Below are 24,937 nucleotides of genomic sequence, written 5' to 3'. Positions count from 1 at the left end.
CTGGTCTCTTTCCGCGGAGCCGGGCGGGCAGCCCGACGGTGTGGTGGGGCGGTGTCAGGGGAGCGGATACTCATCCGCTTCACTCGGTCGCGAGGCTAGCGGATTACAATCCGCTTCGCAACGAAGTGCGCACGCTGGAGTTGCTCCAGCCCTCGGCTAGATTCACCAGGACGGCACGAGCACCGGGAGGGACGATGACGACGGGATCGGTCAGTCCCCGGCGCGCGGACACCCGGCGCAACCACGAGCGCATCCTCGTGGCGGCCGCGGCGTCGCTGGCCGAGACGGGCGAGGTCTCGTTCAACGCGATCGCGAAGCAGGCCGAGGTCGGCGTCGGCACCGTCTACCGGCACTTCCCGACGCCCGAGGCGCTGATCCTGGCGGTCTACCGGCGCGAGGTCCGGCAGATCGTGGAGATCGTGCCGGTGCTGCTGAAGAAGCACGCTCCGGAAGAAGCGTTCCGGGTGTGGGTGACCGACCACCTCGCGCACTACATGATGACGAAGAAGGGGCTGGCCGACGCCCTTCGCCGCGCGACGGCGTCCCGGGGCGAGCTGCCCGCGAACGCCTACGAGGCGCTCGTCGGTGCGATCTCGACGTTGCTGGAGGCGAACGTCGAGGCCGGGACCGTGCGGCCGGACCTCGGTCCGCTGGTGGTGCTGCGCGGCCTGGCGGGGTTGCTGCTGCTCGACCCGGACGGCGACTGGCGCAGCGAAGCGGCGAGCCTCGCCGACCTCATCTGGCACGGGATGGCCCGCTAGGCTTCGCCGTCGAGGTGGACGGTCACGGTGACCCGGCCCTTTTCGTCGCGGCGCGCCACCGCGTGGCCGGTGCGGCCGGCGTCGTCGAGGTCGAGGGTCAGCGGAGCGCCGTCGCCGGTGAAGTTGCGCCACCACGACTTCGCGTCGGGCAGCCGGACGCCGATCGTGACGACGTCACCCCTGCGCCGGTAGCCGACGGGGGTGCTGAAGGTGCGTCCCGACCGCCGGCCCGTGTAGGTGACCTGGGTCAGGTGGCGGCGGACCAGCCGTCCCCAGCGCGGGGACGTCCGGAGCGTGCCGACGCACGTGTTGACGCGGCGGACCGCGTTTTTCGGGAGCGGGCCTCGGTATCCCACGGCTGCCTCCTTCGGGGCTGCCGCCACGGTACCGGAAACCGGAGAAAGATGTTCCGGTTGCCTCAGCTGGACGTGGGGAAGGTGAACGCCGCCGTGGTGGCATTCGGGTGCGGCCAGCGGGTGGTGACGACCTTGGCGCGGGTGTAGAACCGGACGCCCGCGGGGCCGTGGATGGGGCTGTCGCCGATGAGGGAGTCCTTCCAGCCGCCGAAGGAGTAGTACGACATCGGAACCGGGATCGGCACGTTGACGCCGATCATGCCGACCTTCACCGCGCGCTGGAACTTGCGGGCCGCCTCCCCGCTGCCGGTGAAGATCGCGGTGCCGTTGCCGTACGGGTTGGCGTTGATGACGGCGATCGCTTCGTCGACCGTCTCGGCGCGGACGATCACCAGGACCGGGCCGAAGATCTCCTCGCGGTAGGCGTCCATCTCGGTGGTCACGCTGTCCAGCAGGGACGGCCCGACGAAGAAGCCCTCCTCGTAACCGTCGACCTTCAGATCGCGGCCGTCGACCACGACCTTCGCGCCCTGCTCCGCGCCGCGGGCGACGGAGTGCACCACGCGCTCGCGGGCGGCCTCGGTGACGACCGGTCCCATGTCGCTGGCCGGGTCGGTGCCGGGGCCCACCCGGATTTCGCGGGCCTTGCGTTCGAGGATCTCCACCAGTTCGTCGCCGGCCGGGCCGACCGCGACGCCGACCGAGATCGCCATGCACCGCTGCCCGGCCGAGCCGAACGCGGCGGCGGTGAGGTGGTCGGCGGCGTACTCCAGGTCGGCGTCGGGCAGGACGACCGCGTGGTTCTTCGCGCCGCCGAGGGCCTGGACGCGCTTGCCGGCGGCGGTGCCGCGCTCGTGCACGTACTTGGCGATCGGGGTCGAGCCGACGAACGACACCGCCGCGATGTCCGGGTGCCCGAGGATCGCGTCGACCGCCACCTTGTCGCCGTGCACGACGTTGAAGACGCCCTCGGGCAGCCCGGCCTCGGCGTACAGCCGTGCGACGAGGTTCGAGGCCGACGGGTCGCGTTCGCTGGGCTTGAGGACGAAGGTGTTGCCGGTCGCGATCGCGATCGGGTGCATCCACAGCGGCACCATGATCGGGAAGTTGAACGGCGTGATCCCGGCGACCACGCCCAACGGCGTGCGGAAGTCGTGCACGTCGACGTCACGGGAGACCTGGTCGGAGAAGCTGCCCTTGAGTGCGTCGGCGATGCCGCACGCGTACTCGACGACCTCGCGGCCGCGGACGATCTCGCCGCGGGCGTCTTCGATCACCTTCCCGTGTTCGCTCGAGATGATCCGGGCGAGCTCGTCCTCGTGCTGCACGAGCAGCTCGCGGAAGGCGAACATCACCTTGGTGCGCTGCGACAGCGAGGAGTCGCCCCACGACTCGAAGGCCTTGCTCGCGGCGGCGACCGCGGTGTCGACGTCCGACGGCTCGGCGAGGAGCACTTCGGCCTGCGGCCGCCCGGTGGCCGGGTCGTACACCGGCGCCGTGCGGGTCGAACCCGCCCGCGTGGGGGTGCCGTCGATCCAGTGTTCGATGGTGTTCACGGTGCTCCTACTTCGTAGTGGCGGTGGTGGTGCCCCTTCACAGCAGCCCCACCGCGGTGTCGACGGCCTTGGCGACGTCCCCGTCGTGCGGGTAGAGCAGCGAACGCCCGACCACCAGGCCCTGCACGGTCGGCTGGGTCAGTGCCCGCTGCCAGGCGGCGAAGGCCGCGTCCGGGTCCTTGACCTCGCCGCCGAGCAGCACGGCCGGCAGGGTCGAGGACGCGAGCACGCGCTCCATGTCGTCCACCACGGGGAGCTTGAGCCAGGTGTAGGCCGAGGACCGGCCGAGCCCGGCGGCGATCGTGATCGACTTGATGACGGCGTCGGGGGAGAGGTCGTTGTGGACGCGCCCGTCCACCCACGTCGACAGGAACGGCTCGACCAGCGCGATCAGCTTGCGGTCGGCCAGCTCGTCGACCGCCTTCGCGGTGTTCTCCAGGACGCTCGGCGTGGCCGGGTCGTCGAGGCAGATCCGGGTGAGCGCCTTGCCGCCGTCGAACCGCATCCGCTCGATCGCTTCCGCGTCGTAGCAGGCGAAGCGGTCGTCGATTTCGAAGCTCGATCCGGCCAGCCCGGTGCGGTTCATCGACCCGATCACCGTCTTGCCGTCCAGCACGCCGAGCAGCAGCAGGTCGTCGATGACGTCCGCGGTCGCCAGCACACCGGTGACGCCGGGGCGGTCCAGCGCGAGGCACAGCCGGTCCAGCAGTTCGCCCCGGTCGGCCATCGCCGAAGGGTGGCCGCCCACCGCGTTCGCGCCACGGGCGGGGTGGTCCGCGGCGATGATCATCACGCGGCCCTTGTCGTTGAAGAGCGACTCGGCCCGCACGCGGCTCGCGGCCGCCTCGGCGATCGCTTCCGGGTGGTGCACGCGTTTGGCCACGATGCGCCGCAGCACGTCGGTCACAGTTCGGCTCCCAGTTCGCGTAGTACCCGGTCGATCCGCCTTCGACGATTCCAGCGGCCGAAGACTTTGTCAAGACATATGGACAACAGGTCATCCTGGCTGGGCGTGGCGAGCGCGGTAGGCTCCGGGGATGAACAAGCCGGACGTCACCTTCCCGGCCTGGGACGCGGGCCGCGAGATCATCCTGGATCCGGGCAGTCCCGAGCCGCTGTACTTCCAGGTGTCCCGGCAGCTGCGCGCCGCGATCGAAGACGGCAGGCTGCCGGCGGGGGCACGGCTGGGCAACGAGGTCGACCTCGCCGCGAGCCTCCGCCTGTCGCGGCCGACGATCCGCCAGGCGATCCAGACGCTGGTCAACCAGGGCCTGCTCGTGCGACGGCGCGGGATCGGCACGCAGGTCGTGCGCACCAAGGTCGCCCGGCCGCTGCGGCTGAGCAGCCTGTTCGACGACCTAGCCGGGCTGGGCGGCAAGCCGGAGTCGGCGGTGCTGGTCAACCGCGTCGAAGACGCCGGCGCGGACGTCGCCGAGCTGCTTGAAGCACCCGGCTTGACGCATGTGCGACGGCTGAAGCGGCTCCGCTCGACCGACGGCGAGCCGCTCGCGCTGATGAACAACTACCTGCCGGACGGCGTCATCGACCCGGCCGATGACGAGCTGCGCGAGCGCGGGCTCTACCAGCTCCTGCGCTCGGCGGGGGTGCGGCTGCACGCCGCCGAGCAGAACATCGGCGCCCGGCTCGCGACCGAAGAGGACGCCGAACTGCTGCACGAAGAGCCGGGGGCGGCGTTGCTCACCATGCAGCGCACGACGTACGACGACACGGGCCGCGTGGTCGAGTACGGCTGGCACGTCTACCGCGCGTCCCGCTACACGTTCAACCTTTCGCTGACCAACGGCCCGTAGCGAGGCTCAGTGACCCGCGAGCGGGATGGTGCCCGTCAGGCAGCCGTCGCGCTCCGGGGGGAAGATCAGCCTGCTCACGTCGTCGATGATCAGGGCGTCTTCGCCGGCGTGGGGCCGGGGTGGGAGCAGCACGAACAGCACCTGCCGCTGCCGGCGGGCGGCCGCGAGCCAGGGCTGCGGGGGTTCGGTGAACTGGAATCCGACGGTGAGGCTGTGCCCGGCGGCGTGCACCGTCACCGCGGACGGGCCGTCGGCCAGTTCGACCTCGCAGCCCGCCGCCAGCGGCCAGAGGCCGTGCTCCCACTCCCACGTCGTCGGGGCGACCAGGCCCGCCCGGGCGAGGAGCCCGAGCAGCCGGCGGTGGTCGTCCTGGCGAGCCGGCTGCAGGAGCAGCACCGGGTAGGAGTACTCCTCTTCGTAGACCAGGATGTCGATCTGCCAGCGGGACGGCATCGCCGCGCCGGTCACGGCCGGGCCTGCCCGTCCCGGGGTTCGCCGCCGAGGCCCTGGCGCATCGTTCCGCGGCGGGCCGCCGCTTCCAGGGCCTCGGTCTCCTCCGGCGGGTCGGGCCGCAGCAGGCTGCCGGGGACCGCGTGCCCGGCGGCGCCGAGCTTGTTGGGCTTCTTCGGCACGGACGCTCCTTGGTAGCTCAGGGCCTTCCCGTCGAGCGGCTGGTGGATCTCGAGGTAGGTGCCGCCCGGGCTGCGGGTGATGATCCCGGTTTCGACGCCGTGTTCGAGCACCTCGCGGTCCGACCGCTGCAGGGCGAGGCAAATGCGGTAGGTGAGCAGGTACGCCACGGGCGGGGCGACCAGCAGCCCGATGCGCCCGGCCCAGGTGGTGGCGTTGAGCGAGATGTCGAACTCCAGCGCGATGATGTCGTTGAACGACGACAGCGTCAGGACGCCGTAGAAGGCGAGCGCCATCATGCCGATGCTCGTGCGCACCGGGACGTCGCGGGCGCGCTGGACGAGGTTGTGGTGGGCGGTGTCGCCGGACAGGCGGCGTTCGAGCCAGGGATAACCGATCAGCGCCACGAAGAGCACCGTCATGCCGACGACGCCGGCGAAGAACGGCTGCGGGATCGTGTGGTTGCCGGGGAACAGCTCCCACGGCGGGTAGACGCGCAGGAGGCCGTCGGCGAAACCCATGTACCAGTCCGGCTGGGAGCCCGCGGAGACCTTCGACGGGTCGTAGGGGCCGAACTTCCACACCGGGTTGATCTGGAACAGCCCGGACATCAGCGCGAGGATGCCGGTGACGAGCGCGAAGAACGCGCCGCCCTTCAACGCGAACACCGGCAGGATCCGGACGCCGACGACGTTGGTCTCCTTCCGCCCGACGCCGGGGAACTGGGTGTGCTTCTGGTACCAGACCAGGGCGAGGTGCACGCCGACGAGGGCGAGCATGACCCCGGGGATCAGCAGGATGTGGATGGTGTAGAGCCGGGGGATGATGACGTCGCCGGGGAATTCGCCGCCGAACAGCGCCCAGTGCAGCCACGTCCCGATCACCGGCAGGGACAGCACGATCCCGGACAGCGTGGCGCGGATGCCGGTGCCCGAGAGCAGGTCGTCGGGCAGGGAGTAGCCGAAGAACCCTTCGAACATGCCCAGGATCAGCAGCAGCGCACCGATCACCCAGTTCGCTTCGCGGGGACGGCGGAAGGCTCCGGTGAAGAAGATCCGGAGCATGTGCACCATCATGGCGGCGACGAAGATCAGTGCCGCCCAGTGGTGCAGCTGCCGCATGAAGAGCCCGCCGCGGACCTCGAACGACAGGTCGAGCGTCGTCGCGAACGCCCGCGACATCGGCACGCCGCGCAGGTCCGCGTACGCGCCTTGGTAGGTGACCTCTTGCATCGACGGGTCGAAGAACAGCGTCAGGTACACCCCGCTCAGCAGCAGGACCAGGAAGCTGTAGAGCGCCACTTCGCCGAGCAGGAACGACCAGTGGGTGGGGAAGACCTTGTTGAACTGGTGACGCAGGCCGGCCGCCGCGCGCAGCCGCCGGTCGGCGGCGTCCGCGGCCGACCCCGCTGCACGGGTGGCGCGGCCCGGCCCGCGGGTGGGGGCGGGAACGTGGCTGGGGCTCATGGCCTTCTCCAGGGGAATCGGTGACCGTCAGCCGTGCGTACCCGGGCCCGTACCCGACAACCCCCCGGTTTCCCGGACATCCGGCAACTCGCCCACCGGCGTGGTCAGCCGGCCGTGCACGGCGATCCCCTGCGCCTTCGGAGTCCTCGACGGTGCGGTCGCGTCCCGGTCGCACGCCGGGGCGCAGGCCGCCCCGGCGAGCGCGAGGAACGCGGCGGCCACCGCCGCGAGCCGGCGCCGGCCGGTCACCGCCGGCGCCATCGCACCACCTTCCGGACCGCCGAATACGCCAGCCCCGCCGCCAGCACCCAGGGGCCCGCGACGATGACCGGGTCCACCAGGTGGTGCTTGACGTCCGCGCGCTTCTTCCCCACCCGCGAGGAAAAACCGTGCCGGGTGAACTCGCTCAGCACGCCGGTCTCGGTGATCGGGTTGTCCGGGCGGAGCGTGGCGAACGAGCGCAGGTGGCTTTCCCAGGCGTCCACCCGGTCGGCGGCCAGCAGGAGCAGCCAGTGCGCGGCCCGCCCTTCGCTGTACTTCCGGTAGGAGTACTTGCGCAGCGCACCGGAAAGGCCCTTCGGCGGGCACGAGGTCCCGAAGACCGGGGTCAGGAACGCGTGCTCGATCGAGCGTTCCCGCGGCCACTTCTCCGGCTGCCGTTCGGGGAATTCCCAGTGCGCGCCGGTCTTGTCCTCCTGCCACTGCAGCTTCGGCACCGACGGCCGGTCCTTCGGGTCCAGGTCCGCGCCCCAGCCCGGGATCCGCGCGCGCAGGCTGTCGCTCGATTCGGCGATCGGCGGCCGCTCCGACGTGTAGGTCATGGTCGTTCCTTCCTCAGCCGGCGTTCGGGACGATCAGCGGCTTGATGCAGCCGTCCAGCTTGGCGGAGAAGATGTGGTACCCCTCGGCGATGTGCTCGAGCGGGATGCGGTGGGTGACGATGTCGCTCGGCTTGAGGTAGCCGTTGCGGATGTGCTCGAACAGCCGCGGCCACTGCCGCTTCACGGGGCACTGGTTCATCCGCAGCGTGAGGCCCTTGTTGAGCGCGTCGCCGAACTTGACGGCGCTGAACATCGGGCCGTAGGCGCCCATCACCGAAACGGTGCCGCCCTTGCGCACGCCGTCGATGCACCAGTTGAGCGCCACCGGCGAGCCGCCCTGCAGCTTCAGCTTGGCCGAGGTGAAGTGCTGGGTGAGGTTGCCGTCGGCCTCCGCGCCCACCGCGTCGATCGCGACGTCGGCACCGAGGTGGCCGGTGAGCTTCTTCAGGTGCACGACGATGTCGTCGTGTTCGGTGAAGTTGCAGGTCTCGGCGTGGGCGAACGTGCGCGCCTTCTCCAGGCGGTTCTCCAGGTGGTCGATGACGATCACCCGGCCCGCGCCCATCAGCCACGCCGACTTCGCCGCGAACAGGCCCACCGGCCCGGCCCCGAAGACCACGACGACGTCGCCTTCGACGATCTCGCCGAGCTGGGCGCCGAAGTAGCCGGTGGCGAGCGCGTCGGTGAGCAGGACGGCGTCTTCGTCGTCCATCCAGTCGGGGATCAGCGTCGGCCCGACGTCGGCGAAGGGCACCCGGACGAACTCGGCCTGCCCGCCGTCGTAGCCGCCGCAGGTGTGGGAGTAGCCGTAGATGCCGCCGACGGCGGTGGCGTTCGGGTTCACGTTGTGGCAGTTCGAGTACAACCCTCGGGCACAGAACCAGCAGGTGCCGCAGAAGACGTTGAAGGGCACCATGACGCGGTCGCCACGCTTCAGGTTCTGCACCCCCGAACCGACTTCCTCGACGACGCCGATGAACTCGTGCCCGAACGTCATGCCGACGCGCGTGTCGGGCATCATCCCGTGGTACAGGTGCAGGTCCGAACCGCAGATCGCGGCCAGCGTCACCCGCACGATCGCGTCCCCGGGGTGTTCGATCGCGGGGACGTCCTTCTCTTCGACACGGATCTTGTACGGCCCGCGGTACACCATCGCACGCACAGCGCCTCCTTCCGACGGGTCGTCGGCATACCCGGGCCCACCGCGGCTAACCCTCGGCGAACTCCGTGATCAACGCCGACGTCGAGCCGCCGGAGCGGGCCGGGAAGGTGTGTGCGCCGGGCACGGTGACGAACGAGCCGTCCGGGGCGGCGCCGGCGAGGGAACGCGCCCAGTTCTCCGGGCTCAGCGTGTCGCGGCGGCCGCGCACGACCAGGACGGGACACCGCAGCAGCGGCATCGCCCGTTCCGGTGCGTCCCGCTGGGCCGAGCGGATCATCCGCAGCAGCCGCCGCGGCCCGGCGCGCAGGTAGTGCGGGACGGTGCCGGGCAGCGCCGAGGGCGACTCGTGGACCAGGTCGGCCAGGAAGGCCGCGGACAGGGGGCCGAGGCGGCGCAGCGCGGGCGGAAACGTCGGCCCGGCCAGGACCAGCGCCTGGACGAGGTCCGGTCGCCGCACCGCGACGGCGATGGCGACCTGCGCGGCCGTCGAGTGTCCGAACAGGACAGACGGCCGGTCCAGCCAGGCGGTGACGGTACCGGCGATCGCTTCGATCTCCGGCTCGCACGCGAGCGGACCCGGCCCGCCGAAGCCGGGGACGTCGAGCAGGTGGCTCCGGGTGGCCGCGGCGCACCCGTGCAGCGTGTCCACGAGGTAGCCGGGCGCGCCGAGGCCCGGCAGCAGCACGACGGGCGGGCGACCCGGGCGTTCGATGCCGGCGGAAAGCGCTCGCACGCGGCCGGACGTGGTCAGGATAGCCATGCGACGGGATACCCGGCGCCGGAGGGCCTACGCCACGACCGTCCGGCGCAGGGCCAGGACGACCGTGTCGTCGGCGTGCAGGACGACGTCGTGCATCCGGGTCACCAGCTCCCGGGGCAGGCCCGCGGCCGGCCGGGAGCGGTGGATCGCGGCCAGCGCCAGGAGCCGGGCCTGGCCTTCGCCGATGTCCTTGCGGCTTTCCACCAGGCCGTCGGTGTAGAGCAGCACCGTGTCGCCCGGGCCGAGGACCACCTCGACGAGCTCGCGGCTGCCCGGATCGGGGAAGCCGACCCCGCGGCCGGGCACCGGGGCGGGCAGCAGCCGCGCCGGCCCGGCCGCGGTGACGAGCACGGGCTCCGGGTGGCCGCCGTTGGCGAAGCGGGTGCGGCCGGTCGCCGGGTCGACGCGGGCGAGCAGGACCGTGGCCATCAGCCCGGGCTCGATCGCGGCCAGGGTGAGCGAGGCCCGGGCGATCAGGTCCGGGAACGGGTGCCCCTCCAGAGCCAGGGTGCGGATCGCGTGGGTGACGGTGAGGGCGTGCCGGGTCGAGGTGACGCCGTGGCCGACCGCGTCGACCAGGGTCACGTGGACCTGCCCGTCGGGCAGGACGAACCAGTCGTAGAGGTCCCCGCCGGTCGGGGAGTCCTGGTCGGTCGGGGAGTAGTGGACGGCCAGCTCCAGGCCCGGCACGGCGGGCGGCCGCGGGCGCAGCGCGTCCTCCAGCTCGCGGAAGATGGCCGCGTGCGCGCGGCGGAGCTGTTCGTCCCGCTGTTCGAGCTCGACGTACATCGCCAGCACGCCGCTGTTGGTTTCGGCGAGCTCGTGCTTCACGTCCCGCTGTTCCTGGGCGAGGGTGTCGGCGCGGGCGATCAGCGCGAGCATCTCTTCGCGCGTGGCCCGGTCGTCGTCGGGGTCCGCCGGGGAGGCGGGCCTGCCGCCGGCGAGGTGCCAGGTGAGGGTCTCGCCGTCGCCCCGCTCGGGCAGCAGCGGCAGGGCGTCGCGGCTGCCCTGGCTCACGGCGTGGTCCAGCCGCACGGTGACGGCGAGCCGCCGGTCCGAAGCCGCCGTCGCCACGTCGACGGTTTCGCCGGCGGTCAGGGCGGGCTCGGCGAGCAGGGTCACGGCGAGCACCAGCCGCCCGCGGTCGTCGGCGGGCACGCCGGCCTCGACGCAGGCCGTGCGCAGCCGCCGCCGGATCCGGGCCAGGTCGGGGCGCATCAGGCGGACCGGTCCGCGCGCAGGGCGAGCATGGCGGCGTCGTCGCGCGCGTTCCGGTGCCGGTGGGCGAGGTCCGCGGCGAGCAGCAGCAGGTCCGGGGCCCGGCCGGGGACCCGCCAGCCGGTGCCGACGCCGTCGGTGTGCAGGACCACCACGTCGTCGTCGGCCAGCGCCAGGTGCCGGACCGGCGCCGCCGGGAGCGTGAACCCGACGATGCCGGGGGTGCTGAGCAGCAGCCGGGACGGACCGTCGCCGACGCTCGCGCCGCTGACGTTGCCGACGCCGCAGAACTCGAGCCGCCGCGGCGCGATCCGCACGAGCGCGACCGCGGCCCCGCGGGTCGTGCGCAGCGCCCGGTGCATGTTCGTGAGCTGGTGGGACAGCGGGCGGTCCGGGTTCTCGGTGAACACGCGCAGCGCGGCGTCCGCGGCTTCGGCGGCGTCGGGTCCGTGCCCGAGCCCGTCGGCGACGACGGCGGTCCGGCTGCCGGTGACGTCGGCCAGCGCGACGGCGTCACCGCAGTGCTCCTCGCCGTCGCGGGCCAGGCGGAAGTGCCCGATCGCGCGGCGGGACGGGGGCGCGGCGGGGTCGAGCAGGCGGGCGGCGGCGAGCGTCCCGGCCGTGGGCGAGGACGTGATCCGGAATTCGGTCGCCATCCGCTTCACCGCGCCGAGGCCGGTGCCGAGGGTGGCGGTGGTCGTGTTGCCGTCGAGCAGCCAGTGGTCGAGGTCGGCCATGCCGGGGCCGTCGTCGGCGGCCAGCACGTCGACCCCGCGGCCGGTGAGCGACCGCTGCACGAACACCGAACCGCCGCCGGTGTGCTTGTCGATGTTGCCGGCGAGTTCGGCCGCCACCACCGCGGCGCGGTCGGCCAGCACGTCCGCCAGCCCGGCGTCGTGCGCGGTCCGCCGCGCGACGCGGGCGGCGGCGTACCCGGCGCTGGGGTGGTCGACGCGGATCTGGTGCGTGCCGCCGGCGGTGATCGCGGTCATGGCTTCCAGCGCACGACCGTGACGGTGGTGCCACGACCGGGCTCGGTGTCGAGGTGGAAGTCGTCGACCAGCCGGCGGGTGCCGCCGAGGCCGTGCCCGAGCCCGGCGCCGGTGCTGAACCCGTCGGTCATCGCCTGGTCGACGTCGGGGATCCCGGGCCCCTCGTCGCGCACCCGGAGCCGGAGCCCGAGCCGCCCGGCCGGGTCCCGCACGGCCTCGACGGTCATGGTGCCGCCCCCGCCGTGGATGTAGGCGTTGCGGACGAGCTCGCTGGCGGCGGTGACGATCTTCGTCTGGTCGATGATCGAGAAGCCGGCGGCGACCGCGGCGGCCCGCACGGCGTGGCGGGCCGCGAGGAGGTCTCCTTCGACCCGGACGGGGTGCTCGCGGGAGGGGACGTCGTGCCCGTGGCCGGTCCGCTCGTCAGGAAGCATGAGGCGCCTCTTCGGCGGCCTCGCCGGGACGGCGCCAGCCCAGCAGTTCCATCGCCTGTTCCGCGTTGCGGGCGGTCCGGACGCCGGTGAGCTGGAGCCCGAGCTCGGTCAGGGTCAGTGCGACGGCCGGGCGCATCCCCGCCACGATCATCCGCGCGCCGAGCAGCCGCCCGGTGCCGGCCAGCTGCAGGAGCACGCGGGCGACGAACGAGTCGATGATCTCCAGCCGCGAGATGTCGATGATCACCCCGCGGATGCCTTCGTTCGCGATCCGCGTGGTCAGCTCGTCGGTGAGCGCGAGGGCGGTCTTGTCGTCCAGGTCGCTCGGCAACCCGCCGAGCAGGATGTCCCCGAGCCGCAGGATCGGGAGGCCGGCGTTCACCCGGTCACCGCGCCCGGGTGGGCGCTGTCGCCGAGCAGCTGCATCGCGGTCGCCAGCGCGTCGGCCAGCGAGCCCCGGGTGACGATGTGCGAGAGGTCGATGCCCAGCTGCGTGATGGTCTGGGCGATCGACGGGCGGATGCCGCTGATCACGCATTCCGCGCCCATCAGCCGGACGGCGCTGACGGTCTGCAGCAGGTGGTGCGCGACCGCGGTGTCGACGGTCGGGACGCCGGTGATGTCGATGATGGCCACCCGCGCCTCGTTCGCCTGGATCGCTTCCAGGAGGCTGTTCATCACGACCTGGGTGCGGGCGCTGTCGAGCGTGCCGATCAGGGGCACCGCGAGGACGTGGCGCCACAGCCGCACGACCGGCGTGGACAGCTCCAGCATCTGGCTGTGCTGCTCGCGGATGATGCGTTCGCGGCCGGCCGAGTAGACTTCGAAGGTCAGTACGCCCGCGCTGTCGAGCAGCTCGTTGACCAGCAGGGCCGCCCGGTAGCGCAAGGCGGAATCGTCGGTGTGCCGCTCGATCGCGCTCAGCATCGTGCGTTTGAGGGCGAGGATCGCCATGGCCGTGGCCGACGGCTGGGCGCCCGCCCGGGCCCGGCGCTCCGACAGCGACGTCAGCGCGTCCCGCACCGCGGGGTCCTGATCGACGATCCGGGACACCGGCAGCGTGCCGGTCAGCGCCTCCCGGAGGGCTACCAGCAGCTCGACGGCCTCGCGGCGCAGTTCCTGCCCGCTCCGGTCGCCGTCACGCGGTTCCTGCCCGGCCCAGTCGCGGGCCAGCGCGGACCGGTCCTCTTCCAGCATGCGCGCCAAGACCGTGCGGACCTGGCTGTCGTCCGTGCCCAGCACCGACTCCTCCTCCGGTGTTCGGGCGCGCTCTGCTGTACGCCGACCTAAGTATTGCTATATAACAACAATTATGTCAGTGATGCAACTCGGGGGGTTGCCCGGCCGCCTCGGCCAGGGTCTGGTACTCGGCCAGTCCCGCGGCCAGTGCGCTCCGGCCCGCCGGGCTCATCTTCGCCAGCAGCGCCTCGACGCGGTCCCGGCGTCGCGCCCGCAGATCCTGCAGGTAGGCGCGGCCGCGGTCGGACAGGCGCAGGGTCAGCTCCCGCCGGCTGCGCGCGCTGGGCAGGCGTTCGAGGAAGCCGACCGCCTCGAGCCGGTCGCACAGCCTGCTGACCAGCGGCGGGGTCGAGCCCAGCCGCTCGGCCAGCTCCCGCAGGTTGACCCCGTCGTGGCGATCCAGCGCGACGACCGCGCGCAGCTGCGACACCGAAAGCGGGCGCGGCGACACGTCCCGCTCGCCCTCCACCACCGACTCGAAGAGGCGGGCGAGGCTCGACACGGCAGCCGTCCCGTCCGGGCCGGGCTGCTCGCGGGATCGATCCACGGCGTCCACTGTGGCATCCCTATGCTGAACCGGCAGCACAGCTCACGCGACTCGCCGTAGACCGGCCCGCCGGAGCGGCGCAGACTCGACAGAACCGACCGCGGCGCCGACGCGCGCGGACCCGTGAGCAGGAGGCAGGCGTTGGACAGATCCCTGGCGGTGGAGCGTCTCCTGCGTGACGTACCGCCGCACGACCTGCCCGGGGCGCTGCGCTCGGGCCTGGGCGAGCACTTCGGTGCCCAAGCGGTCGAGCTGCTGATGGCCGACTACGCCCTGACCGAGCTGTGCCAGGTGGGCGAGCAGCCCTACACGGCGGAGCCGATCCCGGTCGACGGCACGACCCCGGGCGCGGCGTTCCTCGCGCAGGCGGCCACGTTCTCCCGCGACGGCGACCGCGTCACCGGCTACCTGCCGGTGAGCGTCCGCGGCGACCGGCTCGGCGTCCTGGCCGTCACCCTGCCCCGCGAGCCCGAACCGCCGGTGTGGGCCGAGCTCGAGCGGTTCGCCGAAGCGCTGGGCCACGAGCTGTTCGTCGCCGACCGCGACACCGACCTCTACATCCAGGCCCGGCGGTCTTCGCGGCTGACGCTCGCCGCGGAAATGCAGTGGCAGCTGCTGCCCGGGCGCGCCTGCACCCGCGCCGAATTCGCGCTCGGCGGCCAGCTCGAGCCCGCCTACGCCATCTACGGCGACTGCTTCGACTGGTCGGCTTCGGCCCGGAAGCTCGCCGTCACGCTGATCAACGGCATGGGCGAAGGCAGCGAAGCGGCCCTGCTGACCAACCTCGCGATCAACGCGCTGCGCAACGCCCGGCGCGCCGGGATCCCGCTCGACGCGCAAGCCGAGCTCGCCGACCAAGCGGTCTACGCGCACTACCGGGGGGCCGAACACGTGGCCGCGCTGCTGCTGGAGTTCGACCTCGGCACCGGCGCGGTGGCCGTGGTCGACGCCGGCTCGCCCCGGCTCTGGCGGCTGCGGGACGGCAAGGCCGAGCGGATCCTCTTCGACGAACAGCTCCCGCTCGGCACGTTCGACGGCACGATCTACAGCCTCGAAGGCTTCCAGGCGGCCGACGGCGACCGGTTCGTCTTCGTCAGCGACGGCGTCTACAACGCGCTCGGCCCGCACGGCGAGCTCTACGGTGACCGCGAGCTCGCGGAGGCGGTCACGGCGACCGCCGACCTGCCGGCGGCGCACGTGCCCGGCGCCGTGCTGCGCGAGCTCTCCACCCGCCGCCACGGCAAGCAGGCCGAGGACGACGCGATGGTCGTGTGCCTCGACTGGTTCGGCTCGACCCCGCTGTCCGGCACCGGCAGCGGGCCCTCGGTGACCGTGCGCCGCGCCGACCCGGTGCCGTAGCGTCGGACGCCGCTTTGCGCGGTGGGTCAGGCGGCGACCGAGGGTCGGTGCTCGCGCGGCGCCGTGCGGCCGGCGCCGGTGACGGCGGCGAGCACCGCGTCCGCGTCGAGGGCCGGGTCCCACAGCGCGCAGCCGACGACGTGGGCCAGCTTGCGTCGCCGGTGCTGCGGCGTGTCCGTGAGCGCGACGTCGGTCGGGCGGCCCTTCTTGACCGCGTGGACCGCCCGGGTCACCAGGATCGCCTCCTGGCGGGTGGTGCCGAGTTCGGCGGCCGCGGCGAAGATCCTCTCCGCCGCGGCACGGATCTGGTCGTTCATCGTTCGCCGCTCAGGCCTGGATCTCCTTGCGGTCCGACTGGGCGCCGCTGATCTCGATGCGCCGCGGCTTGGCCTTCTCGGCCACCGGGATGCGCAGCGTCAGCACGCCGGCTTCGTAGTCGGCGGCGATGTGCTCGGTGTCGAGGCTTTCGCCGAGGAACAGCTGGCGCGAGAAGACGCCGAGCGGCCGTTCGGAAACCTGCATTTCCACGTCGTTCCCGCCGGGGAGCGGGCGACGCTCGGCCTTGACCGTCAGGACGTTGCGCTCGATGTCGAGCTCGATCGCGTCCGGGGCGACGCCGGGCAGGTCGAAGCAGACCACGAACTCGTCGCCGGCGCGGTAGGCGTCCATCGGCATCGCGGCCGGCTTCGACCAGGTTCCAGCGGTGCCGAGGACCTGCTGGGTGAGGCGGTCCAGCTCACGGAACGGGTCGGTGCGCATCAACATCGTGTCCTCCTCCTTCTGGGCTTCGACGGTTCGTGTCAACACGCACTTCTGTTTTAACAAGTCATCCAAACGATGACAAGCCTAAAGTCATCATCAAGATGACAAATCGACGGCGTGTGAATCGCCCACCGCCGGGAACACGGGAGGAGAGATCCATCCCCGTCATCCGAGGAGCCACTGTGTCCGAGCAGCCCGCCCAGCAGCAGACCCCGCCCGGGACGACCGCCGCGATGACGCCCCGGCCCGACCACGGCGAGCACACCTACCGCGGCTCCGGCAAGCTGACCGGCAAGGCGGCGCTCATCACCGGCGCGGACAGCGGGATCGGCCGCGCGGTGGCGATCGCGTACGCGCGCGAAGGCGCCGACGTGCTGATTTCCTACCTGAACGAGCACGAGGACGCGGAAGAGACGCGGCGCTGGGTGGAGGAAGCCGGGCGCAAGGCCGTCGTCGTGCCCGGTGACGTCGCCGATCCGGCGCACTGCCGGGCCCTGGTCGCCCGCACGGTCGAAGAGTTCGGCCGGATCGACGTCCTGGTGAACAACGCCGCCTTCCAGATGAGCCACGAGACGCTCGAGGAGATCCCGGACGAGGAGTGGGACCGCACCCTCGCCATCAACCTGAGCGCGTTCTTCCACCTGGCCAAGGCGGCGGTGCCGCACATGAAGCCGGGGGCGTCGATCATCGGCAGCTCGTCGGTGAACTCCGACAGCCCGACCCCGCAGCTGCTGCCCTACGACGTGACGAAGGCGGGCATCGCCAACATGACCGCGGCGCTGGCGCAGATGCTGGGGCCGAAGGGCATCCGGGCCAACAGCGTCGCGCCGGGCCCCATCTGGACGCCGCTGATCCCGTCGACCATGCCGGAGGAGCAGGTGAAGTCCTTCGGTGAGCAGGTACCGCTGGGCCGCGCCGGCCAGCCGGCCGAGCTGGCGCCGGTGTACGTGCTGCTGGCCTCCGACGACGGCAGCTACGTGTCCGGGGCGCGCGTCGCGGTGACGGGCGGTGCACCGATCCTCTGAGCGACCAGGCAGGCCGGAAAGCCGCCGGAACCCGTCGGTTCCGGCGGCTTTCCGGTGCTCAGCCCCCGCGCTGGACGATCGTCGTGGTGAGGGTCGCGGCGATCAGGTCCAGGCCGCGGTCTTCCGCCTGCTTGCGCAGGTCGCTGCGGGTGATCACCTCACTCGCGCCCGCGGTCCGGTCCCCGGACGGTTCGACCACCAGCCGGCCGCCGGTCAGGACCAGCACCGCATCCGGCACGTCGGACTCCAGCAACCCGCGCAGGTCGTCGACGGTCACTTCGGCCATGGGTTTCCCTTCGCTCGGTGGTGCGGGCTGCGCCGCTCGAAGTGCAGGCAGACGGCGAGGTTGCCGACGACGCACCCGGCGAACAACCACGGCAGCGCCAGGAAGATCCCGGCGGCCAGCAGCGCCAGCGCGACGGCGTCCACGCCCAGGCACAGCACCAGCCGCACCCGGGTGCCCGTCGTTCGCAGCCCCCGCTCGATCCCGCGCAGCCGCCGCCGTTCCCACGCTCCGAGCGGCGGGCCGGGGTCAGCGGCCGCGGGGGTCGTCACTTTCGCCCTGTTCGTCGGGCTGGGTGGCGGCGGCCGCGAGCTCGGCCGGATCAGCGGAGTTGCCGGGGTGCCCGCGGGTCATGTGGCCTTCGGCGCGCATCCGTTCGACCATGTGCGGGTAGTGCAGCTCGAACGCGGGGCGTTCGGAGCGGATGCGGGGCAGCTCGAGGAAGTTGTGCCGGGGCGGCGGGCTGGTGGTGGCCCACTCGAGCGAATTGCCGAAGCCCCACGGGTCGTCGACGTCGATGGGGTCGCCGTAGCGGTAGCTCTTGAAGATGTTCCAGATGAACGGCAGCACCGAAAGCCCCAGCAGGAAGGCGCCGACGGTGGAGACCATGTGCATCCAGGTGAAGTTGTCGCTCGACAGGTAGTCGGCGTAGCGGCGGGGCATGCCCGCGTCCCCGAGCCAGTGCTGGATGAGGAACGTCGTGTGGAAGCCGATGAACGTCGTCCAGAAGTGCCACTTCGCCAGCCCTTCGTCGAGCATCCGGCCGGTGATCTTGGGGAACCAGAAGTAGATGCCGGCGAAGGTGGCGAAGACGATCGTGCCGAAGAGCACGTAGTGGAAGTGGGCGACGACGAAGTAGCTGTCGTGGACGTGGAAGTCCAGCGGCGGCGACGCGAGGATGATCCCGGTCAGGCCGCCGAGCAGGAAGGTGACGAGGAAGCCGACCGACCACAGCATCGGTGACTCGAACGTCAGCTGCCCCTTCCACATCGTGCCGATCCAGTTGAAGAACTTGATCCCGGTCGGCACCGCGATGAGGAACGTCATGATCGAGAAGAAGGGCAGCAGCACCGCGCCGGTGGCGAACATGTGGTGCGCCCACACCACCGCCGACAGCCCGGTGATCCCGATGGTCGCGAACACCATCAGCTTGTAGCCGAACAGCGGTTTCCGGCTGAACACCGGGATGATCTCGGTGACGATCCCGAAGTAGGGCAACGCGACCACGTAGACCTCGGGATGGCCGAAGAACCAGAACAGGTGCTGCCACAGGATCGCGCCGCCGTTTTCCGGGTCGAAGACGTGCGCGCCGAGGTGCCGGTCGGCCAGGAGCGCGAACAGCGCCGCGGTGAGGATCGGGAACGCGAGCAGGATCAGGATCGAGGTGAACAGGATGTTCCAGGTGAAGATCGGCATCCGCCACATGAGCATCCCGGGACAGCGCAGGCACACCACGGTCGTGATCATGTTGACCGCGCCGAGGATGGTGCCGAGGCCGGTGACGATCAGCCCCGAGATCCACAGGTCCCCGCCGACGCCGGGACTGTGGATGGCGTTGGACAGCGGCGTGTACGCGGTCCAGCCGAAGTCGGGCGGCCCGCCGGGCGTGGCGTAGGCGGAGAGGACGATCGTGCCGCCGAACAGGTACAGCCAGTAGGAGAACGCGTTGAGCCGGGGGAACGCCACGTCCGGCGAACCGATCTGCAGCGGCAGGACGAAGTTGGCGAACCCGAACAGGTTCGGCGTGGCGTAGAGCAGCAGCATGATCGTGCCGTGCATGGTGAACAGCTGGTTGTACTGCTCCGGCGACAGGAACTGCAGGCCGGGCCGGGCCAGCTCACCCCGCATCAGCAACGCGGTCAGCCCACCGATCAGGAAGAACCCGAACGACGTCGTCAGGTACAGCACGCCGATCGTCTTGTGATCGGTCGTGCGGATGGTCTTCAGGATCGTCGCGCCGCGCTGCCCCCGCCACACCGGCCGGTGGGGGATCGGAGCGGGGCGCACCGGAGTTGCGGTCATCGGACTCCCACCTGACGCTGCCGGACTGAGTCGCGCCGCGCGTACCCGCACCCGGGTACGGATACACGCGGCGAACGGGTGTTTTCCGGGCGCGTTCAGCCGCCCGGGTGCAGGACCGCGCGCAGGCAGCCGTCCTTCTTGTGCTTGAACAGGTCGTAGGCCCGCTGCCCCTCCTCCAGCGGCATGCGGTGGGTGGCCAGGTGCGCGACCGGCAGCTCCCCGCGGGACATCCGGTCGAGCAGCATCGGCACGTAGCGCTGGCCGTGCTGCTGGGCCCCGCGCACGGTGAGGCCCTTGTTGATGACCGCGCCGAGCGGGAACTTGTCGACGACGCCCGCGAAGACGCCGAGGACGAACACCGTGCCGCCCTTGCGGCAGGCGTAGATGGCCTCGCGGACCGCGTCCGGCCGGTCGGTCTCCAGCCGCAGCTGCTGCTTGACCTGGTCGTACGCGTGGTGCGCGCCGGCGCTGTGCGCCTCCATGCCGACGGCTTCGATGCAGACGTCCGGGCCGCGGCCGCCGGTGCGTTCCCGCAGCTCGGCACCCACGTCGGTGCTGGAGTAGTCGATCGGCTCGGAGCCGATGTGCTGCTCGGTCAGCCGCAGCCGGTAGGGGTAGCGGTCGATCGAGAACACCCGCTCCGCGCCGAGCAGCATGGCCGCCTTGGCCGCCATCTGGCCGACCGCGCCGCAGCCCCACACGGCGACGACGTCACCCGGCCGGACGCCGCCGAGGTCGGCGCCCATCCAGCCGGTCGGGGCCGAGTCGGAGGCGAACAACGCGCTGTCGTCGTCGAGCCCCTCGGGCACCGGGAAGGCGCCGTAGTCGGCGAACGGGACCCGGACGTACTCGGCGTGGCTGCCGCGGAAGCCACCCATGGCGTGCGAGTAGCCGAAGACGGCGCCGGTTTCGTAGCCGAACAGCGCCGAGCCGATGCCCGGGTTGGTGTTGCTGTTGTCGCACAGCGACCACAGGTCGTGGGCGCAGTACCAGCAGCGGCCGCAGCCGATGAACGAGCAGACGACCACCCGGTCGCCCACCCGGTGCTTGCGGACCTGCGAGCCGACCTCGACGACCTCCCCGACGAACTCGTGGCCGAGCACGTCCCCGGCCTGCATCGCCGGGATGTACCCGCCGATGAGGTGCAGGTCCGAGCCGCAGGTCGTGGTCGCGGTGACCTTGAGGAGCACGTCCTGCTCGTTGCGGATCTCCGGGTCGGGCACCTGCCGCACCGAAAGCTCGTTGACGCCTTCCCAGCACAACGCCTTCACAACCGTCCCTCCCCGCCCGCGCGCCGGGTGGCCAGGCGGACGAGCATCCCGCCGGGCGTGGGCTTCCCGGTCGTCGGTGCGTCGGTGCGGAGCACTTCCCCCGTCTCGAGCACCGACTTGATGTCCCGCAGTGCGCTGCGCACCGGCTGCCGCGGGTCGCGCCCGGCCAGCCGCCGCGCGGCACCGCCCAGCCCGGAGGCCGGCGGCTGCAGCGGCTTGGCCGCCAGCTCCGTGCCGCGTCCACCGGGGGCCGGGCGCAGCCGCGTCTCGGCGTCCTCCGCGAGGGTCGCGAAGGCCTCCCGCAGCCGCGGGTCGTTTTCCACTTCGTCCGGGGGCAGGTTGACGGTCACGCCGAGCCAGCGGTCCGGTTCCGCGGACTTCCGCCGGGCCGCGACGGTGCCCGCCGCGAGCCCCGCCACGGCGAGTGCTCCGATCGGCCATTTCATGCCGGGTCCTCGATTCTCGTGGTGTCACGGTCCCGACCCGGCTTCCCGGATCGCCGCCGGACACACCCGGAACTCCGGCCGTTTGCCCGTCGGGCGGCGGGGTACCGGGAGGCATGACCCTCAGCGCGTCGAGCACGGTCTGGCAGGTGCGGCCGGTCGACGGCCTCCGGTACCGGGTGGAGTTCTGCTGCCGCGGCGGGCCCGCCGGCGCGTTCGACGTCGTGCTGACGCCGTGGCTGCGCGAGGTCGCCGGCCTGCCGCCGGTCGGGGACACCGAGCTCGTGCTGTGCGCGGCCGGCGTGCTCCTCGACAGCCTCCTGCCGCTCGGACCCGGCCTCCCGGCCGAGGTGGAGCTGGAAACCGCCGTCCGGGCGGATCCGGGGATGCTCGCCGAGCTGACGCGGCGGCTGGGCCTTCGTGAAGCCGAGCCGCAACCTCAGTGAGATCCGGATCGGCGCTTAGCGGTGATCCGGCCGGGTACGTCGTCCGGCGTAGCGCCGTCCACCGGCCGGACCACGCCTCAGCGCGGTCGGCCGCCGCCATCGCCGAAAGGAACGTCCATGTCCACCGCCACCAACACCCGCCCCAGAACGCCCGTGCAGGTCGCCGCCGCGGTCGTCGCGGCCGTCTTCCTGCTGGTCGGCGTGCTCGGGTTCATCCCGGGCGTCACCACCCACTACGACCAGCTGAGCTTCGCCGGTCACGACTCGATGGCCATGCTGCTGGGCCTGTTCATGGTCTCGATCCTGCACAACATCGTCCACCTGCTGTTCGGGATCGCCGGGCTCGTCTCGGCCCGCACCGCGCGCGGCGCGCGGTTGTTCCTCCTCGCCGGCGGGGCCGTCTACCTGGTCCTGTGGCTGTACGGGCTGATCATCGACCACGGCAGTGACGCGAACTTCGTGCCCGTCAACACCGCGGACGACTGGCTGCACCTCGTCCTGGGCGTCGGCATGATCGCCCTCGGCCTGCTGACCGCCCGTGCGGGCCGCACCGGTTCGGGGCCGCACGCCGCCCGGGGTCCCGGCCTCGGCTGACCCACCACGCACCGCGTGGTCACCAGGGACGTCGGCGGCTGCTGGTCATGGCCCGCCGACGTCCCACGCCGGTCAGCGGGTTTCGATGATCCGCTTGAACTCGGTGCAAGCGCGCTCGACCTTGCGCTGCGGATTCGCCAGCAGCGCCGCGACCGCCTCGCCGAGCTTCCCGCCCGGCAGCGAATACTCGAGGCTGACTTCCAGCTCGGTGCGCCCGTCGCCCTTGTCCTCGAAACGGACGACGCCGGAGTTCGTGACGTCGGGATCGGACTGCGCGACCGTGGTCCACGCCAGCCGGTGCGGCGGGGAGTCTTCGGTGATCCGCGCTTCCCACTCGACGGTCGAACCGGCCGGGCCCGCCACCTTCCAGCGCGTCCGCGTCCCGTCCCCGGTGACCGCCTCGACCGATTCGACGTCGGAGAAGATCTCCGGGAGCCGGGTCAGCGGCCGCCACCAGTCATAGCAGGCCTGGGCCGGTGCTCCGACCTCGAGGTGGTGCGTTGCCTTGTCCATGGGTGCCTCTCGTTCACGCGGCGGTAGCCGGGTCGCGGTGACCCGTCGCGTCCCGGCTACCCCGCGTGTCCGGGCTTACGCGTCGTGCTCCTTGGTGCGCAGCAGCACGGTGAGGGACCGACCGCCGACCACCAGCGTGCCCTGGCCCGGCACCGTGCGGGGCGTCGCCAGCTGGTCGCCGGCCACGCCGCCGACCAGGACGCCGCCGACGGACCGGTGGAACACCTCGCCCGTCGCCGAGTCGAGCACGATCGCCCACTCCGCGCCGTATTCGCCGTCGGGGACGGTCATCGTGATGTCGTCGTCGTGGGCGTTGAAGCAGAGCAGGAACGAGTCGTCCACCACCCGCTCGCCGCGGGCGTCGAGGTCGGGGATCGCCGTGCCGTTCAGGAAGACCATGATGCTGCGGCCGAAGCCGGCCTCCCAGTCCTGGTCGGTCATCTCGTCGCCGGCCGGGGTGAACCAGGCGATGTCCCGCAGCTCGTCGCCCCGGCGGATCGGCCGCCCGGCGAAGAACCGGCGACGGCGGAACACCGGGTGCTGGTGGCGGAGGTCGATGACGGCCGAGGTGAACTCGAACAGCTCGCGGTGGCGCTCCAGCAGCGACCAGTCCACCCAGGACAGCTCGTTGTCCTGGCAGTAGGCGTTGTTGTTGCCCTGCTGGGTGCGGCCGAGCTCGTCGCCGTGCAGGAGCATCGGCACGCCCTGGGACAGCAGCAGCGTCGCGATCAGGTTGCGGCGCTGGCGCGCCCGCAGGTCGAGGACCTTCTCGTCCTCGGTCGGGCCTTCCGCACCGCAGTTCCACGACCGGTTGTCGTCGGCGCCGTCGCGGCCGTCCTCACCGTTGGCTTCGTTGTGCTTTTCGTTGTAGGAGACCAGGTCGTTCAGGGTGAAGCCGTCGTGGGCGGTGACGAAGTTGATCGACGCGAACGGGCGGCGGCCGTCGTTCTGGTAGAGGTCCGAGGACCCGGTGATGCGGGAGGCGAACTCGCCCAGCGTCGCGGGCTCGCCGCGCCAGAAGTCGCGGACGGTGTCGCGGTAGGCCCCGTTCCACTCGGTCCACAGCGGCGGGAAGTTGCCGACCTGGTAGCCGCCGGGGCCGACGTCCCAGGGCTCGGCGATCAGCTTGACCTGGCTCACCACCGGGTCCTGCTGCACCAGGTCGAAGAACGTGGCCAGCCGGTCGACGTCGTAGAACTCGCGGGCGAGGGTGGCGGCGAGGTCGAACCGGAAGCCGTCGACGTGCATCTCGGTGACCCAGTACCGCAGCGAGTCCATGATGAGCTGCAGGGTGTGCGGCTGACGGACGTTCAGCGAGTTCCCGGTGCCGGTGTAGTCCATGTAGTACTGCGGGTCGTTCTCCACCAGCCGGTAATAGGCCTGGTTGTCGATGCCGCGCATGGACAGGGTCGGCCCGAGGTGGTTGCCCTCGGCGGTGTGGTTGTAGACGACGTCGAGGATGACCTCGATACCCGCTTCGTGCAGCGTCCGCACCATCGCCTTGAACTCGTGCACCTCGCTGCCCGGCGTCGCGGGCAGGATCGAGGCGGCGTATTCGTTGTGCGGCGCGAGGTAGGCGATGGTGTTGTAGCCCCAGTAGTTGGCGAGGCCGCGCTCGGTGAGCGCGTGGTCGTGCAGGAACTGGTGGACCGGCATCAGCTCGACGGCCGTGACCCCGAGGGTCTTGAGGTACTCGATCATCACCGGGTGCGCCAGCCCGGAGTACGTCCCCCGCAGCTCCTCCGGGATGTCCGGGTGGAGCTTGGTCAGCCCGCGGACGTGGGCCTCGTAGATGACGCTCTCGTTGTACGGCACGTTCGGCGGCCGGTCGTTCGCCCAGTCGAAGTACGGGTTGACGACGACCCCGCGGACGGTGTGCGCCGCCGAGTCGTCGTCGTTGCGCTCCTCGGGGTGGCCGAACCGGTAGCCGAACACGGATTCGTCCCAGTCCACCCGCCCGGTGACCGCCTTGGCGTACGGGTCGAGCAGGAGCTTGGCGGGATTGCACCGCAGCCCGCGGGCCGGGTCGTGCGGCCCGTGGATCCGGAAGCCGTACTCCTGGCCGGGGCCGATCCCGGTGAGGTAGCCGTGGTGGACGAAGCCGTCGACCTCCGGCAGCCGGATCCGGGTCTCGGTTCCGTCGGGGTCGAACAGGCAGAGGTCGACGCGGTCGGCGACCTCGGAGAAGAGCGCGAAATTGGTGCCGACGCCGTCATAGTCGGCTCCGAGCGGGTAGGGGGAACCGGGCCAAGGCTGCACTGGGCCTCCACAGGTGCGAGGGATCTCCGCCTGGATACCCAGCCCGCAGGTCCCGAACCCGTGACGCCCGCCTCCTCACCCGGACGCAGCACCCGGCGCGGGACCGCTGTGCACAGCCAGCCATGGCTCTCGCCGAGGTCGACGACCGAGGTCGAACTGAACACCGGGCTGCTTGCCGAGGTCCTGAAGGAGTACCGGAAGACAAAC

30 protein-coding genes are annotated in these 24,937 nt (G+C 71.6%); 6 read left to right on the top strand and 24 right to left on the bottom strand.

All coding sequences use genetic code 11. The annotated features are described in order from the left end of the window. The first annotated feature begins 194 nt into the window (after positions 1 to 194). Complete coding sequence (locus AB0M80_RS40480) at positions 195 to 761, top strand: TetR/AcrR family transcriptional regulator (protein ID WP_364575530.1); 567 nt, start codon at positions 195 to 197, stop codon at positions 759 to 761. On the opposite strand, the gene AB0M80_RS40475 is transcribed toward AB0M80_RS40480, so the two are convergent. The 3 genes from AB0M80_RS40475 to AB0M80_RS40465 all read right to left on the bottom strand — a co-directional run bounded on the left by AB0M80_RS40475 (position 758) and on the right by AB0M80_RS40465 (position 3,580). Further along, on the bottom strand, positions 758 to 1,117 hold the full coding sequence (locus AB0M80_RS40475; RefSeq protein WP_364575528.1) for a hypothetical protein: 360 nt from the start codon (positions 1,115 to 1,117) through the stop codon (positions 758 to 760). The genes AB0M80_RS40480 and AB0M80_RS40475 overlap by 4 nt on opposite strands. A gap of 62 nt (positions 1,118 to 1,179) precedes the next feature. Continuing rightward, positions 1,180 to 2,673 carry a CoA-acylating methylmalonate-semialdehyde dehydrogenase gene (locus AB0M80_RS40470; protein ID WP_364575526.1) on the bottom strand — a complete coding sequence of 498 codons (1,494 nt, stop codon included), beginning with the start codon at positions 2,671 to 2,673 and terminating at the stop codon, positions 1,180 to 1,182. Positions 2,674 to 2,710: 37 nt separating this feature from the next. Beyond that, a complete protein-coding gene (locus AB0M80_RS40465; protein WP_364575524.1) occupies positions 2,711 to 3,580 on the bottom strand; it encodes an aldolase in 870 nt (289 codons plus the stop codon). A 130-nt stretch (positions 3,581 to 3,710) separates the two neighbouring features. Between AB0M80_RS40465 and AB0M80_RS40460 the strand changes: the two genes are divergently transcribed. Then, positions 3,711 to 4,484 carry a GntR family transcriptional regulator gene (locus AB0M80_RS40460; RefSeq protein WP_364575522.1) on the top strand — a complete coding sequence of 258 codons (774 nt, stop codon included), beginning with the start codon at positions 3,711 to 3,713 and terminating at the stop codon, positions 4,482 to 4,484. Between the two features lie 6 nt (positions 4,485 to 4,490). On the opposite strand, the gene AB0M80_RS40455 is transcribed toward AB0M80_RS40460, so the two are convergent. The 12 genes from AB0M80_RS40455 to AB0M80_RS40400 all read right to left on the bottom strand — a co-directional run bounded on the left by AB0M80_RS40455 (position 4,491) and on the right by AB0M80_RS40400 (position 13,708). Next, the gene (locus AB0M80_RS40455; RefSeq protein ID WP_364575520.1) at positions 4,491 to 4,952 is read right to left on the bottom strand and encodes a hypothetical protein; all 462 of its coding nucleotides are present in this window, start codon (positions 4,950 to 4,952) and stop codon (positions 4,491 to 4,493) included. Beyond that, positions 4,949 to 6,580, bottom strand: a complete 1,632-nt coding sequence (locus AB0M80_RS40450; RefSeq protein WP_364575518.1) for a ubiquinol-cytochrome c reductase cytochrome b subunit — start codon at positions 6,578 to 6,580, stop codon at positions 4,949 to 4,951. Before AB0M80_RS40450 ends, AB0M80_RS40455 begins: the two co-directional genes overlap by 4 nt. A gap of 27 nt (positions 6,581 to 6,607) precedes the next feature. Next, positions 6,608 to 6,841 carry a hypothetical protein gene (locus AB0M80_RS40445; RefSeq protein ID WP_364575516.1) on the bottom strand — a complete coding sequence of 78 codons (234 nt, stop codon included), beginning with the start codon at positions 6,839 to 6,841 and terminating at the stop codon, positions 6,608 to 6,610. Next, positions 6,826 to 7,401: a hypothetical protein gene (locus AB0M80_RS40440; RefSeq protein WP_364575514.1), complete on the bottom strand. Its 576-nt coding sequence runs from the start codon at positions 7,399 to 7,401 to the stop codon at positions 6,826 to 6,828. The genes AB0M80_RS40445 and AB0M80_RS40440 overlap by 16 nt, the downstream gene beginning before the upstream one ends. Positions 7,402 to 7,414: 13 nt before the next feature. Next, positions 7,415 to 8,554 carry a zinc-dependent alcohol dehydrogenase gene (locus AB0M80_RS40435; RefSeq protein ID WP_364575612.1) on the bottom strand — a complete coding sequence of 380 codons (1,140 nt, stop codon included), beginning with the start codon at positions 8,552 to 8,554 and terminating at the stop codon, positions 7,415 to 7,417. A 55-nt stretch (positions 8,555 to 8,609) separates the two neighbouring features. Next, on the bottom strand, positions 8,610 to 9,323 hold the full coding sequence (locus tag AB0M80_RS40430) for an alpha/beta hydrolase (RefSeq protein WP_364575512.1): 714 nt from the start codon (positions 9,321 to 9,323) through the stop codon (positions 8,610 to 8,612). 27 nt (positions 9,324 to 9,350) lie between these two features. Further along, a complete protein-coding gene (locus tag AB0M80_RS40425; RefSeq protein WP_364575511.1) occupies positions 9,351 to 10,541 on the bottom strand; it encodes a PP2C family protein-serine/threonine phosphatase in 1,191 nt (396 codons plus the stop codon). Then, positions 10,541 to 11,533, bottom strand: a complete 993-nt coding sequence (locus tag AB0M80_RS40420; RefSeq protein ID WP_364575509.1) for a SpoIIE family protein phosphatase — start codon at positions 11,531 to 11,533, stop codon at positions 10,541 to 10,543. The genes AB0M80_RS40425 and AB0M80_RS40420 overlap by 1 nt, the downstream gene beginning before the upstream one ends. Continuing rightward, the gene (locus AB0M80_RS40415; protein WP_364575507.1) at positions 11,530 to 11,967 is read right to left on the bottom strand and encodes an ATP-binding protein; all 438 of its coding nucleotides are present in this window, start codon (positions 11,965 to 11,967) and stop codon (positions 11,530 to 11,532) included. The genes AB0M80_RS40420 and AB0M80_RS40415 overlap by 4 nt, the downstream gene beginning before the upstream one ends. Beyond that, positions 11,957 to 12,349: an STAS domain-containing protein gene (locus AB0M80_RS40410; RefSeq protein ID WP_364575505.1), complete on the bottom strand. Its 393-nt coding sequence runs from the start codon at positions 12,347 to 12,349 to the stop codon at positions 11,957 to 11,959. Before AB0M80_RS40410 ends, AB0M80_RS40415 begins: the two co-directional genes overlap by 11 nt. After that, positions 12,346 to 13,209: an STAS domain-containing protein gene (locus AB0M80_RS40405; RefSeq protein ID WP_364575503.1), complete on the bottom strand. Its 864-nt coding sequence runs from the start codon at positions 13,207 to 13,209 to the stop codon at positions 12,346 to 12,348. The genes AB0M80_RS40410 and AB0M80_RS40405 overlap by 4 nt, the downstream gene beginning before the upstream one ends. 73 nt (positions 13,210 to 13,282) lie before the next feature. Further along, a complete protein-coding gene (locus AB0M80_RS40400) occupies positions 13,283 to 13,708 on the bottom strand; it encodes a MarR family transcriptional regulator (protein ID WP_364575610.1) in 426 nt (141 codons plus the stop codon). 186 nt (positions 13,709 to 13,894) lie between these two features. On the opposite strand from AB0M80_RS40400, the gene AB0M80_RS40395 reads away from it, so the two are divergent. Next, positions 13,895 to 15,112, top strand: a complete 1,218-nt coding sequence (locus AB0M80_RS40395) for a PP2C family protein-serine/threonine phosphatase (RefSeq protein WP_364575501.1) — start codon at positions 13,895 to 13,897, stop codon at positions 15,110 to 15,112. A gap of 26 nt (positions 15,113 to 15,138) precedes the next feature. On the opposite strand, the gene AB0M80_RS40390 is transcribed toward AB0M80_RS40395, so the two are convergent. Continuing rightward, positions 15,139 to 15,429 carry a hypothetical protein gene (locus AB0M80_RS40390; protein WP_364575499.1) on the bottom strand — a complete coding sequence of 97 codons (291 nt, stop codon included), beginning with the start codon at positions 15,427 to 15,429 and terminating at the stop codon, positions 15,139 to 15,141. Between the two features lie 10 nt (positions 15,430 to 15,439). Then, a complete protein-coding gene (locus AB0M80_RS40385) occupies positions 15,440 to 15,877 on the bottom strand; it encodes an Hsp20/alpha crystallin family protein (protein WP_364575608.1) in 438 nt (145 codons plus the stop codon). 179 nt (positions 15,878 to 16,056) lie between these two features. Here AB0M80_RS40385 and AB0M80_RS40380 point away from each other — a divergent pair, with 179 nt between their 5' ends. Then, entirely contained in the window at positions 16,057 to 16,899 is an 843-nt protein-coding gene (locus AB0M80_RS40380) for an SDR family oxidoreductase (protein WP_364575497.1), read from the top strand. 58 nt (positions 16,900 to 16,957) lie between these two features. Here the strand turns inward: AB0M80_RS40380 and AB0M80_RS40375 are convergent, their stop codons facing one another. From AB0M80_RS40375 to AB0M80_RS40355, 5 genes are all read right to left on the bottom strand, one after another. Further along, positions 16,958 to 17,185, bottom strand: a complete 228-nt coding sequence (locus AB0M80_RS40375) for a hypothetical protein (protein ID WP_364575495.1) — start codon at positions 17,183 to 17,185, stop codon at positions 16,958 to 16,960. After that, positions 17,173 to 17,454, bottom strand: coding sequence for a hypothetical protein (locus AB0M80_RS40370; protein ID WP_364575493.1), 282 nt, complete (start codon positions 17,452 to 17,454; stop codon positions 17,173 to 17,175). The genes AB0M80_RS40375 and AB0M80_RS40370 overlap by 13 nt, the downstream gene beginning before the upstream one ends. Further along, positions 17,432 to 19,204, bottom strand: a complete 1,773-nt coding sequence (ctaD, locus tag AB0M80_RS40365; protein ID WP_364575491.1) for a cytochrome c oxidase subunit I — start codon at positions 19,202 to 19,204, stop codon at positions 17,432 to 17,434. The genes AB0M80_RS40370 and ctaD overlap by 23 nt, the downstream gene beginning before the upstream one ends. A 95-nt stretch (positions 19,205 to 19,299) precedes the next feature. Next, on the bottom strand, positions 19,300 to 20,475 hold the full coding sequence (locus AB0M80_RS40360; RefSeq protein WP_364575489.1) for a zinc-dependent alcohol dehydrogenase: 1,176 nt from the start codon (positions 20,473 to 20,475) through the stop codon (positions 19,300 to 19,302). After that, positions 20,472 to 20,921 (bottom strand): hypothetical protein, encoded by a 450-nt coding sequence (locus AB0M80_RS40355; protein ID WP_364575487.1) that lies wholly within the window; start codon positions 20,919 to 20,921, stop codon positions 20,472 to 20,474. Before AB0M80_RS40355 ends, AB0M80_RS40360 begins: the two co-directional genes overlap by 4 nt. Before the next feature lie 113 nt (positions 20,922 to 21,034). On the opposite strand from AB0M80_RS40355, the gene AB0M80_RS40350 reads away from it, so the two are divergent. Continuing rightward, the gene (locus AB0M80_RS40350) at positions 21,035 to 21,364 is read left to right on the top strand and encodes a hypothetical protein (protein ID WP_364575485.1); all 330 of its coding nucleotides are present in this window, start codon (positions 21,035 to 21,037) and stop codon (positions 21,362 to 21,364) included. 117 nt (positions 21,365 to 21,481) lie between these two features. After that, positions 21,482 to 21,958, top strand: a complete 477-nt coding sequence (locus AB0M80_RS40345; RefSeq protein WP_364575483.1) for a DUF4383 domain-containing protein — start codon at positions 21,482 to 21,484, stop codon at positions 21,956 to 21,958. A gap of 72 nt (positions 21,959 to 22,030) precedes the next feature. On the opposite strand, the gene AB0M80_RS40340 is transcribed toward AB0M80_RS40345, so the two are convergent. Together AB0M80_RS40340 and glgX are read right to left on the bottom strand one after the other, a co-directional pair. Next, positions 22,031 to 22,471, bottom strand: a complete 441-nt coding sequence (locus AB0M80_RS40340; RefSeq protein WP_364575482.1) for an SRPBCC family protein — start codon at positions 22,469 to 22,471, stop codon at positions 22,031 to 22,033. A gap of 75 nt (positions 22,472 to 22,546) precedes the next feature. Continuing rightward, positions 22,547 to 24,730: a glycogen debranching protein GlgX gene (glgX, locus tag AB0M80_RS40335; RefSeq protein ID WP_364575480.1), complete on the bottom strand. Its 2,184-nt coding sequence runs from the start codon at positions 24,728 to 24,730 to the stop codon at positions 22,547 to 22,549. Positions 24,731 to 24,937: the final 207 nt, after the last annotated feature.

It is taken from the genome of Amycolatopsis sp. NPDC051045, assembly GCF_040682955.1.
In the GTDB taxonomy this organism is placed as follows: Bacteria; Actinomycetota; Actinomycetes; order Mycobacteriales; family Pseudonocardiaceae; genus Amycolatopsis.
Note: the sequence above shows the minus strand (reverse complement) of the source record. Positions and strands in the feature narration are given on the sequence as shown.

Excerpts from the sequence above, each read along its gene's own strand:
- AB0M80_RS40450 (WP_364575518.1), bottom strand. The coding sequence starts at position 6,580 with ATGAGCCCCAGCCACGTTCCCGCCCCCACCCGCGGGCCGGGCCGCGCC.
- AB0M80_RS40425 (WP_364575511.1), bottom strand. The coding sequence starts at position 10,541 with ATGCGCCCCGACCTGGCCCGGATCCGGCGGCGGCTGCGCACGGCCTGC.
- AB0M80_RS40480 (WP_364575530.1), top strand. The coding sequence starts at position 195 with ATGACGACGGGATCGGTCAGTCCCCGGCGCGCGGACACCCGGCGCAAC.
- AB0M80_RS40345 (WP_364575483.1), top strand. The coding sequence starts at position 21,482 with ATGTCCACCGCCACCAACACCCGCCCCAGAACGCCCGTGCAGGTCGCC.
- AB0M80_RS40390 (WP_364575499.1), bottom strand. The coding sequence starts at position 15,429 with ATGAACGACCAGATCCGTGCCGCGGCGGAGAGGATCTTCGCCGCGGCC.
- AB0M80_RS40460 (WP_364575522.1), top strand. The coding sequence starts at position 3,711 with ATGAACAAGCCGGACGTCACCTTCCCGGCCTGGGACGCGGGCCGCGAG.
- AB0M80_RS40385 (WP_364575608.1), bottom strand. The coding sequence starts at position 15,877 with ATGTTGATGCGCACCGACCCGTTCCGTGAGCTGGACCGCCTCACCCAG.
- AB0M80_RS40355 (WP_364575487.1), bottom strand. The coding sequence starts at position 20,921 with ATGAAATGGCCGATCGGAGCACTCGCCGTGGCGGGGCTCGCGGCGGGC.
- AB0M80_RS40435 (WP_364575612.1), bottom strand. The coding sequence starts at position 8,554 with ATGGTGTACCGCGGGCCGTACAAGATCCGTGTCGAAGAGAAGGACGTC.
- AB0M80_RS40375 (WP_364575495.1), bottom strand. The coding sequence starts at position 17,185 with ATGGCCGAAGTGACCGTCGACGACCTGCGCGGGTTGCTGGAGTCCGAC.
- AB0M80_RS40430 (WP_364575512.1), bottom strand. The coding sequence starts at position 9,323 with ATGGCTATCCTGACCACGTCCGGCCGCGTGCGAGCGCTTTCCGCCGGC.
- AB0M80_RS40440 (WP_364575514.1), bottom strand. The coding sequence starts at position 7,401 with ATGACCTACACGTCGGAGCGGCCGCCGATCGCCGAATCGAGCGACAGC.
- AB0M80_RS40350 (WP_364575485.1), top strand. The coding sequence starts at position 21,035 with ATGACCCTCAGCGCGTCGAGCACGGTCTGGCAGGTGCGGCCGGTCGAC.
- AB0M80_RS40415 (WP_364575507.1), bottom strand. The coding sequence starts at position 11,967 with ATGCTTCCTGACGAGCGGACCGGCCACGGGCACGACGTCCCCTCCCGC.
- AB0M80_RS40420 (WP_364575509.1), bottom strand. The coding sequence starts at position 11,533 with ATGACCGCGATCACCGCCGGCGGCACGCACCAGATCCGCGTCGACCAC.
- ctaD (WP_364575491.1), bottom strand. The coding sequence starts at position 19,204 with ATGACCGCAACTCCGGTGCGCCCCGCTCCGATCCCCCACCGGCCGGTG.
- AB0M80_RS40340 (WP_364575482.1), bottom strand. The coding sequence starts at position 22,471 with ATGGACAAGGCAACGCACCACCTCGAGGTCGGAGCACCGGCCCAGGCC.
- AB0M80_RS40445 (WP_364575516.1), bottom strand. The coding sequence starts at position 6,841 with ATGGCGCCGGCGGTGACCGGCCGGCGCCGGCTCGCGGCGGTGGCCGCC.